This is a genomic window from Planomicrobium soli (assembly GCF_003014655.1).
Lineage (GTDB): Bacteria > Bacillota > Bacilli > Bacillales_A > Planococcaceae > Planococcus > Planococcus soli_B.
The window spans coordinates 1-13,845 of record NZ_PYAT01000015.1 but is presented as its reverse complement, the minus strand read 5'-3'; the positions used below and the strand labels follow the sequence as shown (position 1 = coordinate 13,845).

The following is a 13,845-nucleotide window of genomic DNA, read 5'->3' as shown; positions in this document are numbered from 1 at the left end:
GTGGAATTTTTTTGAACACACCAATCTATAAAGAGCAATGGTTTGGCAATATCCGAGCGGATATTCTTGCCGGCATCGTTGTTGCTTTGGCTCTTATTCCAGAGGCAATCGCTTTCTCTATCATTGCTGGAGTGGACCCGATGGTCGGGCTATATGCTTCGTTCTCCATTGCGGTCATCATCTCATTTGTCGGCGGAAGGCCCGCCATGATTTCAGCCGCCACTGGCGCCATGGCGCTTGCGATGGTCACTTTAGTCCGTGATCATGGTTTGGATTATCTATTGGCCGCGACGATTTTAACTGGAATTATTCAAGTGATTTTCGGTTATTTGAAAATCGCGCGCTTTATGAAGTTTATTCCACGTGCCGTTATGATTGGCTTTGTCAACTCACTCGCCATTTTGATTTTTCTGGCGCAAGTGCCGTTTATTTTCGGAATTAATTTAATTACGTATGTTTTTGTGGCTGTTACCTTGGCCATCGTCTATATCCTGCCGCGTTTCTTCACGGCAATTCCAGCACCGCTTATCGCGATTTTAGTGTTGTCCGGACTTGTTATGTATACAGGCATCGACATTCAGAATGTCGGCAGTCTCGGCACTATTTCCCAAACACTGCCGACGTTTTTCCTTCCGAATGTGCCGTTTACTTTCGAAACGTTGCAGATTATTTTTCCAACAGCATTGGCGCTTTCAATCATTGGATTGTTGGAATCATTATTGACGGCATCCATTTTGGACGATGCGACGGAAACGGATTCGGATAAAAACCAGGAAGCACGCGGCCAAGGAATCGCTAATTTTGTTACCGGCTTTTTCGGCGGCATGGCTGGGTGCGCGATGATCGGCCAATCTGGCATCAATGTCCAATCCGGCGGACGCGGGCGCTTGTCTACATTTACTGCCGGAGCCGTATTAATGTTTTTGATCATTGTTCTTGGAAATTGGGTTGTGCAAATTCCGATGCCCGTTCTTGCCGGCATTATGGTCATGGTGTGCATCGGCACATTTGACTGGGGGTCATTCAAGTATATGGCGACTGCCCCAAAAGCAGACGCGATTGTCATGCTGGTAACTGTAGTGGTAGTCGTTTACACACACGATTTATCAAAAGGCGTATTTGCAGGAGTCATCTTGAGTGCGGTTTTGTTTGCAGCTAAAATTTCCAAAGTAGAAATCCGAAAAAAGGAATTTGAAAAAGATGCGTCGAATGTTTATACAGTACACGGACAATTATTCTTTGCTTCAACTCAGGATTTTGTAGCGTATTTCGATACTGCACATGCAGTCGATCACATTATATTGGATTTTTCAGATGCAACTGTCTGGGATGATTCTGGAGTTGGAGCCATCGACCGTGTAATGAACAAATTACAAGCAAAAGCGCAAAAAGTGGAAATCGTAGGGTTAAATGCATCGAGCCAAAAACTCGTGAACAAATTAGCGACTTATGGCAAAGAAGGCAGCAGTCCAAGCCAACATTAAGGAGGGGTTTGCATGTATCAAAAAATTCTTGTTGCAGCAGATGGCTCCGAGCATTCCATCAGAGCCGCCCGAGAAGCGGTGAGAATGGCAAAAACGAATCCTGATGCTGTCATTACCCTTCTTTATGTCATCGATTATGAAAAAGCGCGCAGCGAAATTCTTCATGGCCAGAGCAATGACGAAGTCCATTTTGAAAGACGCAAGCATTTATTGCCGTTAGAAGAGATCTTCCGCTCGGAAGGCGTGGCGTTTGAAACAAAAACGCTGCATGGTACACCGGGTCCGACAATCGTTCAGCACGCCAATGAAAACGGCTATGACGTGGTTTTCATTGGCAGCCGCGGGCTGAACTCCTTTCAGGAAATGGTGCTGGGCAGCGTCAGCCATAAAGTGGCGAAACGGGTTCACGCGCCTGTCATTATTGTCAAATGAACAAAAAGAGGCATCCGGTAAATTACCGGATGCCTCTTTTGTTACATTATTGCATAGGCTAAACTGAACATCGCGATGCCGCTGGACAAAGCAGCTGCAGCGTATACCAATCCGTTCTGCCACTTGCCGTCTTCAATGTCTTTGACTATGTCGAGGGCCATTGTAGAAAATGTCGTGAAAGCGCCCAAAAAACCTGTTATCCAAAATGCTGATACCTCTCCACTTCCCAAAAGCGCGCCAAGCGCAAATGAACCTAAGCTATTTATAAGCCAAGTGGCCGCTTTCGGCTGCAACACTTTGCTTTCGGCGAAAAGATAAAACAGGTAGCGAGCAATAGCACCAAAAAAACCACCAATTGCAACGCTGATCATTGAGAACCTTCCTTTCTGCCGATCCACAAACCAAAAGCGGCAGCCACGATCGAGCCAGTAGTCATACCTAAAGCAAATACCATTCCCTGCACGAAAGATTGATCCAGATAATGGAACCAATCGCCGGAGAAGGCAGAGAAAGTTGTAAACGAACCGAGCAGCCCTGTCGAGATGAATAACCGCAGTTCCGCAGATTTTCCTGCTAGCCGTGCAGCCGCTATGCCGATCAAAAAGCTTCCTGCCAGATTGACCGTCCATATTCCAAACCCACTGGGAACCGCTGTATAAATCCACATCCGCAGTACCGTTCCCGCCATTCCGCCGAAACCGACCGCCAACAACCGTTTCACACTATCGCCTCTAATCGTTTTCTCTTATTATAGCCTACTCTGGAGACAAGATTAATGTCGATCCTTTCACCTCTCCACCCAGTATGGTTTCATGGTATCTTCCTTCGGCCCAGTCATCTACTTGGTTATGGAAATAAGCCGACTTCATATGGCCGCTCTGGCCTGGTCCGACTATGTGATAGGCCCTGGACAAATCGCTCAAGTCAGCGACAAATCGCCAGGAAGCGCCATGGTTGACTTCGCCCTCCTTATTGGAAGCAGCCGCTTGAACCGTAATATTCGAGCCGCCGATCGGCACCGAATCCGGATTTAAAAATTGGGCAATAATTGGTGACGCTGCGGCTAAAGGATGCGGGAAGGTTAACTGGTGATCATCTCCCCACTTCCAGTCTTCATAGTCGCTGCCGAACTTTTTCTCTGTTTGCGCAATACTTTCAGCAAGCGCGTCTGTAAGCCATTTTCCAACTCCCCCATATTCCGAAACCCAAACTCCTCCCCTGCCGACGAACGCATCTCGCATCATCTGGTCCGTAATATGATTTTTGCCAGGGAGCATTTCAAAAACATCTTCTGGAAATTCATCTGCAAGCAAGGTAACTGGCAACTGCTTGATCCAATTGTGGAAAATGAGCGGCGCCGCTTGCTCTTGGCTGTCAACTCCATCCCAGTGTTCCAAAATATTAAGCAGCTCATCATACTCCTTAGTTTCACCACGTACAGCCGCCATCATACTCCCCAAAAATTCAGCTGCATACAAATTTTTCTGATCCATCTGCAGCGCCATCATATCTTCTTTCGTCAAATCGTCCGATACTTCAAGCACTTCTGCTATTCGCTCATATCGGTAAGGCTGTGCCCAAAAATCGGTGATGTGATACTGGTACGATTCATCCACCACTTCGTTATTCGCCGTGGCGATAAATCCACTAGCCGGATTGACTGCACGCGGCAGTTTATCAAACGGCACATAACCTATCCAGCCATATTCATCAGAACTCCCAGGAACAGGCAATTGTCCGTCTCCTGATTTCCGTATTGGAATCCGGCCATTCGCTTTATAGGCGATGGTGCCGTCGGTTGATGCAAACACAAAGTTTTGCGCCGGAGTTTGGAAATCTTCCAGCGCGGTTTCAAACTCTTCCCAATTTGCCGCTTTGTTGAAGCCTAATACAGCCTGCAGCTCCAGAGTAGGCTCAAGTGCTGTCCATTGCATCGAGAACAAAGCTTCCGGATCTTCCTCTTTGTATAGAACATTGGAAATGATCGGCCCATGGCGTGTCACGACCACTTCAAATTCTTCCGTCTTACCGTCTTTCACTTTGATCGGTTCCTCGCGCACTTCCGCTTGCTCCCACTTGCCTTCGTATAAAAATTGGTGAGCATCTTTGGGATTCGGCGTTTCAATGTACAAATCCTGGACATCCGGGCCAACATTCGTTACGCCCCAAGCTATTTCTTCATTATGGCCCAAGATAATGCCCGGAATACCGGCAAATATTACACCGCTGACATTTTGTTCTGGCGATTCCAAATGCATTTGATACCAAATTGATGGCGTGCTGAGGCCAAGATGCGGATCGTCCGCCAGAAGCGGCTTGCCGCTTTCAGTTTTATCTCCAGATACAACCCAATTGTTACTGCCATTGAATTCCGGAGGGATGGGGGAACTATTGAAGTCCCCTGCCACTTTCACCTTGTGCTTTAAATTGGCTCTAATGATTGATGGCGCATTTTCCGGATACTCGATGAACAACTCCCTTGCCTTATTCTCAGAGAACTCGTTCAATGCCCAGTGGCGTATAGCAAGTGTCGACCAATTTCCCCCAAGGTCATACGCCATGTACTTGCCGATGGTCAAAGAATCGATCGGCGACCATTCCTCCGGTTCATAACCAAGCAGTGAAAACTCGAAGCTCAACTTATTCTCCGACTTCGCTTCTTTTATGTATGCATTAACGCCTTCCGAATACCACTGAAGCACTTGTTTAGCTTCTTTGTCGTATCCGTCCCACGATTTTTCGGCTGCATTTTTCAAACTGAACGTCCGGAAAAACTTATCGGTATCGACCGCTGCTTCCCCAACTACTTCTGCTAAACGCCCACTTGCCTGCCTGCGCGATAAATCCATTTGAAACATGCGATCCTGAGCTTGCACATAACCTTGCGCGCGGTACAAATCCGCATCTGTTTCAGCTTTAATATGCGGTACGCCGATCTCATCTCTAATGACGCTCACTCTATTTTCCAATACGCTCACCGTTGTTTCACCTTCAATTTCCGGTTTGGATTTATTTATGAAAACGTTTACAAAAATAAGTGCAGCAACAGCAATACCCAATAACCCCCCTGCTAGCCCGAAAATCCATTTCAACTTCGATCCTTTTTCCCTCTTTTTCGGCACAAAGTCAACTCCTTTTCTTTTTTCATTGTATGCTGTTTCATTCGACTGCCATCATAGAAAATCCTTTTCAGGAAAAAATAAAAACCCGCTATGGGCGGGCTAATGGGCGATATCTTCTTCTCCAAGCACCATCTTCACTTTGGCCACTTGTTTTTTTTCTGCCAGAACGTATAGTACGTCCCCGACTTTCAACTTTGTTTTCCCGGTCGGCATAACGAGCTTACCGGAACGGATAATAGCGCTAATAACAGTTTGTTTCGGCAACCCAATCGTCTGAACAAGCTGACCGGCAAACGGGGATTTTGCTGTCAGTTCGATTTCCAGCATCTCGGCATTGGCCCTGTCCATCGATACCAGCTCTAGAGAATGAATACGCTTTGGTTGCGGGCGGCCATTCAGCGATAGTTTTTTTGCCATAAAAGGAATGGTCGAGCCTTGAAGCAAGGCGGAGGTGATGACAATAAAGAAGACGATATTAAAGAACAAAAAGCTGTTTTCCACGCCTGCCAATAATGGAAAAGTGGCAAGGACGATCGGAACGGCTCCCCTGAGCCCCGCCCAAGAAAGGAATATTTTTTCTTTTATGGAGTAATCGAAGAAAATGGTTGAGACAAAAACCGCAATCGGCCGTGCTACCAGCAGCAATACAAGCGATAGGACAAGCCCTCTCCAGATTAAATCCCAATCGGCCAACTGGCTTGGAAAAACAAGCAACCCGAGCATGACGAACATGAGAATCTGCATGAGCCATGCGACCCCTTCATGGAAACTGACAATAGAGTAGCTTTGAGTCAATTCCCGTGTCCCCATTACAAGCGCTGCCAGATAAACAGCCAGCAATCCGCTGCCATGGAGCATTGCCGCAAAGCTGTAAATAAAAATGGCGAAACCTGCAGATAATACCGCATACAGGCCTGCTGCATCTAGACTGCTGTGGTTGATTGCCCATACTGCCACAAATCCCATTCCTATACCAATCACTGCACCAATTCCCATTTCCAGCACAAAATCCCCAACCATTTGGCCAACTGACGAATCCGGCACTTCAATCAAATGAATAAAAGCGATGGTTAAAAACATGGCCATTGGATCATTGGTTCCGGATTCCGCTTCTAACGTAGAAGAGATTTTGGATTTGATATTCTGGCCGGCCAGCACGGAAAACACTGCTGCAGCATCAGTGGAGCCGACAATAGAGCCTAACAAAAAAGCTTCAATCCAGTTAATATCCAGAATGTAATGGGCTGTTACGGCGACAATTGATGTTGTAATGAGCACTCCAATCGTCGCTAAGACCAGCGAACCGCCAAGCACTGGGCGTATGTGTTTCCAGCTTGCCTGCAATCCGCCTTCGAATAAAATGAAGATCAACGCGACAATGCCGACCAATTGAGCAATTTCCGCATTAGAGAAATAAATCAATCCAGAAACATCGCTTCCTAAGGACATACCGATAATCATGAAGAGAACGAGGGATGGAACACCGGCACGGGCGGAAACTTTGGTCATCAATACGCCAGCTAGAAGGAAAATGCCTCCAATCAAAATGATGCCGTTCGTTGAAAAATCTATCATCCCTTCGCCCCGCCCTCTGCCTTTTTGAATAGTTAAATTATAGCATAGACTTTTTTAAAAAATAAAAGCGATGCCTCCATTACGGGCATCGCTTCTCTATTAAGCCAAGTCTTCTCCAACAATTTTTACTTCCAATTCAAGGTCGATTCCAAATTTCTCACGTACCGCTGATTTAACCATTTCAATCGTTTGAATATAGTCGTTTGCTGTAGCGTTATTTTTATTGACGATGAATCCGGCGTGTTTAGTAGAAACTTCCGCTCCACCGAATCCTTTGCCTTGCAGACCGCTTTCTTGAATCAGCTTGCCGGCAAAATTACCTGGCGGACGCTTGAAAACACTGCCTGCAGAAGGAAATTCCAAAGGCTGCTTGGATTCTCTTTGGTAAGTAAGTTCACTCATTTTCGCATCAATTATGCTCTGCTTTCCAAATTCCAATTCAAATTCTGCAGACAAGACGTAATAGCCTTTTTTCGTTATGATGCTTTTCCGGTAGCTTAAAGCCAATTCTTCTTTAGACAATACAAGCTTTTCACCTGTATGGGTCAAGACAGTCGCTTGCCGGATAACATCTTTGATCTCGCCGCCGTAAGCACCTGCATTCATTGCCAATGCGCCACCGATTGAACCTGGAATGCCGCAGGCAAATTCCATGCCCGTAAGCCTCCGGCTAGCAGCCACTTTTGATACTTCTTTTATGTGGGCTCCGCCTTGGGCATAGACATTTACACCGTCAATGCGGATAGCTTGAAGGCTCTTCAAGTTTAGGACAATTCCTCTGACCCCTCCATCACGGACGACCATATTTGATCCATTGCCAAGAAGCAAAAGTGGAATGTTGTTTTCATAAGCATATTTAACTGTCTCAGCAGTTTCATCTTCAGTTATTGGAGTTACAAAAATATCGGCTGGCCCACCCATTCGCGTTAATGTATGTAGGTGTAGCGGCTCATCGATTTTCACCTGTTGTTCAGGCAAAAAGCGGCATAAATCTTCTAGCCATCTTTCTTTCGTCATCTAGAGCAAATCCCTTCTAATTCTTTTCACTTCTATTAGTATCCGATGTTCCGGACTATTTGACAAGCCATATCCCAATGTTCCGTTCTAAAGTCATATAAAAAATTATCTCGAATTCGAGAATTTTAAATTAAAAAGGATTGACACTAAGATAATTGCTCGCTATAGTTATATCAGAACATTAAATCTTAGGAGGCACTACACATGAAAAAATGGACAGTAGACGCAGCACATTCTGAAGTTGGCTTCTCAGTAAAACACATGATGATTTCTAAAGTAAAAGGTTCTTTCGGCGCTTACGAAGCACAAGTGGAAGCAAATGAAGAGAATCTTCAGGGCGCTTTGATCGATTTCAAAATTGACGTGGCAAGCATTAACACAAACAATGCGGACCGCGATGGCCACTTGCGCAGCGCTGACTTTTTTGACGCTGAACAATACCCGTACATCACATTCAAAGCAAATGACATCGTAAGAAAAGGCGACGAGTATGAATTGACTGGCGACCTTACTATCAAAGACATTACTCGCCCTGCAACTTTCGAAGTAGAATATGGCGGCAAAGGCACTAACCCTTGGGGCGTAGAAGTTGTTGCGTTCAACGCTGAAGGAAAAGTGAATCGCAAAGACTTTGGTCTTACGTGGAACCAAGCTTTGGAAACAGGCGGCGTATTGGTTGGCGAAGACATCAAGATTTCTCTTGATCTACAAGCAAATCCGGCTTAATAGAAAAGCGGAAACGGCCGTTACGGTTCGACAAGCATAAGACGCACAGCTAGAATGGCTTATGACCCTTCGATTATGGATGACTGGATCTGCAGAGCTATCATTCTTTTCTGCTGGCGTCCCAAAGCATGGGTCATCTATTTAGAAAACCGGCCATAACAATAGAACGCTAAAAGGCAGCTAATCATTTCTGATTAGCTGCCTTTTCTTATCAGTCCCCAAGTTTTTTCAGTGGTTTTACAGCAGGTCCTTCCATAACTTCTCCTGTGTAGGAGAACCGGGAACCGTGGCATGGGCAATCCCATGAACGTTCAGCGTCATTCCAGGCACAATCACAGCCCATATGGGTGCAAGTGGTATCGACCAAATGGACCTGGCCGTACTTGTCCCGATAACCTCCTGCTTTTTTGTTGCCTACGCTGACTAAGCCACCTTCGTCGTTGCTTAAACTATCAACTGTTTTATACGGTCTTTTCAACTTGCCTTTAATCAGTTCTTTCGCTACACCGCCATTGTCTTTCAGGAAGCTTGCGATGTCGACCGCCTTCAATTTCGGCCGGGTCGGATCGTATAAAGAAGCATAGCGGTTGTCGTTCCCAAGAATTTGATCCGCCAGCAACAAACCTGAAACTGCACCGTGGGCCATTCCCCACTTATGGAAGCCTGTCGCCACCAGAATATTATCGTATCCGGCCGTAACGGTTCCAATATAAGGTACTTTATCAAGCGTCGTTAAATCCTGTGCTGACCAGCGGTAAGGAATGTCTTCAATACCAAAGTATTCCTCTCCATATTGCTCAAGGTTTCGGTAATGCTGCATCATTTCCGTTTTGCTTTTTCCTGTCGGATGTCCGTCCCCTCCAATCAGGAGCAGCTTTTCGCCATCATCTGTAGTCGCATAGCGCAAGGAGCGCGAAGGCGTATCTGCGCTGACGTACATATCTTTCGGAATAGGACCAGTTGTCCGGACACCGATAACATAGGAGCGCGTAACATTCAATCGGGAGAAATACAGGCCATCCGAATCGTTGAACGGATAATGGGTCGCAACAATCACTTTATTGCAAGAAAGGTGCGACATGTTTTCTGTTTGAATGACAGGATCGTTTTTCTTCAGGATTTTCACTGCCCGGGTCTTTTCGTAAATTTTTCCGCCAAGCCTCTCAATCTCGCGCACCAACCCTGTCAAAAATTTTACTGGATGGAACTGAGCTTGATTGCGCATAATGATCGCCTGCTCAATTTCATAAGGAAGCTCAACTTCGTCTTTTGCTAATCCGCCATCGATCCCTAGCTGCTGATAAGCCTCCGCTTCTTTTTCAATAAGTTTAGCCCCGATTTTTGATTGTGAGTAGACGAACGCATTCTGATGCGCAAAGTCACAATCGATATTCAATTCAGCTGCAGTTTGCTTGATCCAGTCCAAGCCTTCAAGATTTGCCTCATAATACAAGCGTGCTTTTTCTTCGCCCATGATTTTGATCAGCGGATAGTAGAACAGTCCATGCTGTGCTGTGATTTTGGCAGTCGTGTTGCCTGTAACCCCATCCATCAACTTCCCTGCATCAATCAACGTCACTTTTCTTCCCGCTTTCGCTAATAGATAAGCGCTGATGATTCCAGCAATCCCCCCACCTACTACAGCAATATCGGTCGATTCGTTTTCCCGCAGCGCCGGAAAGCTTGGAAGATCTTGAACATCGCGCCAGTAAGACTTTGGAAACTCCGGGACGCGGCTAGTGTTTTCCTCTTTTAACATACTCTGCCTCCTCATAACCGTTTTATAAGATAACTACCCTCTCGCACTGATTTTAATCAATAGAAAAAGCCCAAAAGCGAAGATACGCTTTTGGGCTTAGTTAATTATATATTATGCTTTTATGCCTTGAAGTTGGCGAGCCGCTTCTTTTACGCGCTCCATGCCTTCTTCAATGATAGCTGGTGCAGCATTCGGATCAAGCGCATGGCCTTCAATGATGATTTCGTTAATGTCTTGAATACCAAAGAAGTTCATGATGTTGCGGATATAAGTAACGCTCATTTCAGCCGGTGCCATCTCAGGAGTGGAATAAACACCGCCGCGCGCGTTCAAGATAACAACTTTCTTGTCTGGCACAAGACCGACTGGACCATTCTCTGTGTACTTGAATGTTACGCCTGCACGATAAATATAATCGATGAATGTTTGAAGAGCCGCAGGAATTGTCATGTTCCACAGCGGGAAAGCAAATACTACAACATCCGCTTCCATAAATGCGTCCATCGCTTTAGCAGAAGCTGTAAGAATACGTTGTTCCACTTCATTCATCGCTTCAGCTTGAGCTGATTTTTGCATCGCATCAAAAAAGTCTTGGCCAAAATACGGCATATCTTCTTTAAAGACATCAAATGTAGTTACATTTGCGTCTGATCCCATTTCATTCATGAATACCTCATACATTTTACTAGAGACGCCTTCAGTTGCTGGACGGTTGTTTGCTTTTACTACTAATACGTTCATTTAATTAAAAACTCCTTTTATTCTACAATTATTTATCTTTAATTCGAGACAACTCAATCATAACCGAAGAAAGAAGAAAAGTCCATTGCTCTGCTCACGCTCATACTTCGCAGGAATCACCGGTGCAATAAGTTGTTTTACGGCTCTGTGGCTTTGCCGCCGGACGAATGCCTTCTTCTTCCGCGATTTCGATAATTGCTTCAACAAATGTCTCAAGAGGCTGGGCTCCAGACAATGCGTATTTGCGGTTGACCACAAAAAACGGTACGCCTTGGATGCCGATTTGGCGTGCTTCTTCTATGTCGTTCAACACTTCTTCCGTAAACCGCTCAGAGGCTATAACTGCTTGCGCTTCCTCGCGCGGCAATCCTGCTTTTTCAGCAATATCAGCTAAAACATTCTTGTCGCCGACATTTTTCGATTCAATGAAATAGCCGCGAAGCAAGTTTTCCGTGACTTCTGCGTCTTTCCCTAAACTTTCTGCCCACTTTGCCAACCGGTGAGCTGTAAATGTATTGGTATGAACCATATCTTCAAAATTGAATTGGAGTCCGACCGACTGGGCATGTTCGGCAACGCCTTGTGTCATCGCTTTTGCCTGCTCCACCGTCTGGTCCATTTTTTTTGCCAGGTAATCATAGACCGAAATGGCCGAATCGTTCGGTGCAGCCGGATCTAGCTGGAAGGCTTTAAATGAAATTTCCGCCTTGCTCTCAAATCCGGATTTCTTTAATGCTTGTTCGAATGTCCGCTTGCCTATGTAACAAAATGGGCACGCATAATCTGACCAGATTTCAATTTTCATTTTATCCACCTCTTGCAATTACTATAACAACTGAACAAAGCCGCCTCAAATTTTTTGCTTATAAGAAAAGCGGAAAAGGCCGTTTAGATTCGCACCACAAAAAAACTGATTCCCACAAAAGGGAATCAGCTAAGCGCTTCGGTAATAACTGGTACGATTTGTTTTTTACGTGATACAACGCCTGGAAGAAGGACACGGTTATCAACAACACTGGATTTAAATGCAGATTCGACGATGCCGGCTTGCTCTCCAAGAACAATTCCGACTGAGTCGTTGTTTAGAATGTCTGTCACAACAAAAAGGAATAACGATAAACCTTTTTTAGTGATAACTTGCTCCATTAAAACTTCCAGTTCTTTTTGGCGGCTTATAACATCGTCCACGCCAATTGCATTAACTTGAGCCACTTCAAAGTGGTGAGCACCCGCTTCAAATTCTTTTGAGTCTAAAGACATTAAGTCTTCTAACGTTTTATTGCTCAAGTCGGCTCCTGCTTTCAGCATAGCCAGACCGTATTCCGCCGCATCAACACCTGCAAGTTCAGCAAGTTCACGGGCAGCATGAATGTCCTGCTGTGTGCAAGTTGGAGACTTGAACAACAGAGAATCTGAAATGATGGCAGATAACATTAGTCCCGCAATATTAGCAGGAACCGCTACACCGTTCTCCTTGAATAATTTCAATAAGATCGTTGCTGTACAGCCAACCGGTTCCGCACGGAAATAAAGCGGATCGACGGTTTCAAAATTCGCGATGCGGTGATGATCAATCACTTCAATCACCTGTACCTCGTTAATATCTTCGGCGCTTTGCTGGCGTTCATTGTGGTCAACTAAAATCACTTGGGATGCTTCAGCCGAAACACGAGTAACAAGGCGCGGGTGTTCAAAATTAAACTGTTCAAGTGCATAAAGCGTTTCGTTGTTCAATTCGCCCAGCCGGATCGGTTCAACATCCATACCAATCTCATTTTTCAAGTATGCATATGAAATAGCTGAACAAATCGAATCGGTATCTGGATTTTTATGGCCTAATACAAAAATTTTTGACATGCTTTTGCCTCCTGGTTTTGTGGTTTTCCGTGATTATTCTACCATAAGTCAGCCTTATGGAAATACCGGTAAGGAAGTTATCGGGAAGAAAAAGAACTTTCTTATGAAATAAATAGAATTTTTAAATATTAAGGGAAAAATTGTGTACTTATCAATAGGACTAATGGTATAATCATTGGTAATTATAAACGAATTAGGCGAAAAGGGGAGAAAATATTGACTATTTTATTGGAAAAAAAATACATTCCATTGGCAAATTATTTTTCGTCTGCTACAAATCCATCAATTAGGCTAAGTTTTAATGAAATTGAGAAAATTATGGGCCAGCAATTGCCTAATGCGGCTTACTTGAATAAGAGTTGGTGGAAGAAAACAAAAGCTCCCGCCAAACATTTTCATGCTTGGATTGATGCAGGGTATCTTGTTAAAGATGTTGAACCGAATCGCTATGTGGTTTTCGAGCGGATTGACCTTTCCGAGGGCGGCGCAAACGCAGGGGCGGATATCAATGAGGATATCCTTTTGATCCGGACTGCCGAACATGGTGATGCCAGTTCACTCGTGACGCTGCAAAAAACTGTCGAAGCAGAATCAGACTTTATGCTATACGGCAAAGATGAACGCGTGCAGTCAACGCAAAAGGTCCGGAAGCAAATTATTGAGTGGAAGAAAAATGGCCATTCTACTATCTTTATCGCCATTTTGAACGGTGAACATGTTGGTTATTTAATGGTCATTGGAAATGCCGCCAAACGCGCTGCCCATCGAGCCGCTATTGTGCTTGGGATACAAGAAAACGCTAGAGGAAAAGGAATTGCTTCTTCACTCCTCCAAAGAGCCGAAGAATGGGCGCTTGCCAAAGGAGTCACGCGCTTAGAATTGACAGTGGTCACCGAAAATACCCCAGCCATCAACCTGTATGAAAAAGCCGGTTACGAAAGAGAAGGCGTACGAAAAAAATCACTCATTATTGCCGATCAACCACACGATGAATTTTACATGGCGAAATTTCTCGAATAGAAAAGAGGCTTGCAGCTGGTGCTGCACCCCAAAAGTTAGAGTTGAAAATCTAACTTTTGGGGTGTTTTTTTATGGTGAAGTATAGTGAAGAATTCAAACTGAAGCTGGTCAA

General features: G+C 45.0%; 13 protein-coding genes. 4 read left to right on the top strand and 9 right to left on the bottom strand.

Features of this window, described 5'->3' with window-relative positions:
• Positions 1-11 precede the first annotated feature (11 nt).
• On the top strand, positions 12-1,484 hold the full coding sequence (locus B0H99_RS15100) for a SulP family inorganic anion transporter (RefSeq protein WP_106534522.1): 1,473 nt from the start codon (positions 12-14) through the stop codon (positions 1,482-1,484).
• Between the two features lie 12 nt (positions 1,485-1,496).
• Positions 1,497-1,916, top strand: a complete 420-nt coding sequence (locus B0H99_RS15095; protein ID WP_106534521.1) for a universal stress protein — start codon at positions 1,497-1,499, stop codon at positions 1,914-1,916.
• Between the two features lie 41 nt (positions 1,917-1,957).
• On the opposite strand, the gene B0H99_RS15090 is transcribed toward B0H99_RS15095, so the two are convergent.
• The 5 genes from B0H99_RS15090 to murB all read right to left on the bottom strand — a co-directional run bounded on the left by B0H99_RS15090 (position 1,958) and on the right by murB (position 7,630).
• Entirely contained in the window at positions 1,958-2,287 is a 330-nt protein-coding gene (locus B0H99_RS15090; RefSeq protein WP_106534520.1) for a fluoride efflux transporter FluC, read from the bottom strand.
• Complete coding sequence (locus B0H99_RS15085; protein ID WP_106534519.1) at positions 2,284-2,637, bottom strand: fluoride efflux transporter FluC; 354 nt, start codon at positions 2,635-2,637, stop codon at positions 2,284-2,286. The genes B0H99_RS15090 and B0H99_RS15085 overlap by 4 nt, the downstream gene beginning before the upstream one ends.
• Before the next feature lie 34 nt (positions 2,638-2,671).
• Positions 2,672-5,038, bottom strand: a complete 2,367-nt coding sequence (locus tag B0H99_RS15080; RefSeq protein ID WP_106534518.1) for a penicillin acylase family protein — start codon at positions 5,036-5,038, stop codon at positions 2,672-2,674.
• Between the two features lie 99 nt (positions 5,039-5,137).
• On the bottom strand, positions 5,138-6,613 hold the full coding sequence (locus tag B0H99_RS15075) for a potassium/proton antiporter (RefSeq protein ID WP_106534517.1): 1,476 nt from the start codon (positions 6,611-6,613) through the stop codon (positions 5,138-5,140).
• 99 nt (positions 6,614-6,712) lie between these two features.
• Entirely contained in the window at positions 6,713-7,630 is a 918-nt protein-coding gene (gene murB, locus B0H99_RS15070; protein ID WP_106534516.1) for a UDP-N-acetylmuramate dehydrogenase, read from the bottom strand.
• A gap of 204 nt (positions 7,631-7,834) precedes the next feature.
• Here murB and B0H99_RS15065 point away from each other — a divergent pair, with 204 nt between their 5' ends.
• Entirely contained in the window at positions 7,835-8,356 is a 522-nt protein-coding gene (locus B0H99_RS15065; RefSeq protein WP_106534515.1) for a YceI family protein, read from the top strand.
• Between the two features lie 211 nt (positions 8,357-8,567).
• On the opposite strand, the gene B0H99_RS15060 is transcribed toward B0H99_RS15065, so the two are convergent.
• The 4 genes from B0H99_RS15060 to B0H99_RS15045 all read right to left on the bottom strand — a co-directional run bounded on the left by B0H99_RS15060 (position 8,568) and on the right by B0H99_RS15045 (position 12,713).
• Positions 8,568-10,115 carry an FAD-dependent oxidoreductase gene (locus tag B0H99_RS15060; RefSeq protein WP_106534514.1) on the bottom strand — a complete coding sequence of 516 codons (1,548 nt, stop codon included), beginning with the start codon at positions 10,113-10,115 and terminating at the stop codon, positions 8,568-8,570.
• A 111-nt stretch (positions 10,116-10,226) separates the two neighbouring features.
• A complete protein-coding gene (locus tag B0H99_RS15055; RefSeq protein ID WP_106534513.1) occupies positions 10,227-10,856 on the bottom strand; it encodes an FMN-dependent NADH-azoreductase in 630 nt (209 codons plus the stop codon).
• A gap of 100 nt (positions 10,857-10,956) precedes the next feature.
• Positions 10,957-11,661, bottom strand: coding sequence for a DsbA family oxidoreductase (locus tag B0H99_RS15050; protein WP_106534512.1), 705 nt, complete (start codon positions 11,659-11,661; stop codon positions 10,957-10,959).
• A 125-nt stretch (positions 11,662-11,786) separates the two neighbouring features.
• A complete protein-coding gene (locus tag B0H99_RS15045; RefSeq protein WP_106534511.1) occupies positions 11,787-12,713 on the bottom strand; it encodes a manganese-dependent inorganic pyrophosphatase in 927 nt (308 codons plus the stop codon).
• Positions 12,714-12,929: 216 nt separating this feature from the next.
• On the opposite strand from B0H99_RS15045, the gene B0H99_RS15040 reads away from it, so the two are divergent.
• Entirely contained in the window at positions 12,930-13,733 is an 804-nt protein-coding gene (locus B0H99_RS15040; protein WP_106534510.1) for a GNAT family N-acetyltransferase, read from the top strand.
• Positions 13,734-13,845: the final 112 nt, after the last annotated feature.

Coding starts and splice junctions, on each gene's coding strand:
- B0H99_RS15050 (WP_106534512.1), bottom strand. CDS start 11,661: ATGAAAATTGAAATCTGGTCAGATTATGCGTGCCCATTTTGTTACATA.
- B0H99_RS15060 (WP_106534514.1), bottom strand. CDS start 10,115: ATGTTAAAAGAGGAAAACACTAGCCGCGTCCCGGAGTTTCCAAAGTCT.
- B0H99_RS15090 (WP_106534520.1), bottom strand. CDS start 2,287: ATGATCAGCGTTGCAATTGGTGGTTTTTTTGGTGCTATTGCTCGCTAC.
- B0H99_RS15065 (WP_106534515.1), top strand. CDS start 7,835: ATGAAAAAATGGACAGTAGACGCAGCACATTCTGAAGTTGGCTTCTCA.
- B0H99_RS15045 (WP_106534511.1), bottom strand. CDS start 12,713: ATGTCAAAAATTTTTGTATTAGGCCATAAAAATCCAGATACCGATTCG.
- B0H99_RS15055 (WP_106534513.1), bottom strand. CDS start 10,856: ATGAACGTATTAGTAGTAAAAGCAAACAACCGTCCAGCAACTGAAGGC.
- B0H99_RS15095 (WP_106534521.1), top strand. CDS start 1,497: ATGTATCAAAAAATTCTTGTTGCAGCAGATGGCTCCGAGCATTCCATC.
- B0H99_RS15075 (WP_106534517.1), bottom strand. CDS start 6,613: ATGATAGATTTTTCAACGAACGGCATCATTTTGATTGGAGGCATTTTC.
- murB (WP_106534516.1), bottom strand. CDS start 7,630: ATGACGAAAGAAAGATGGCTAGAAGATTTATGCCGCTTTTTGCCTGAA.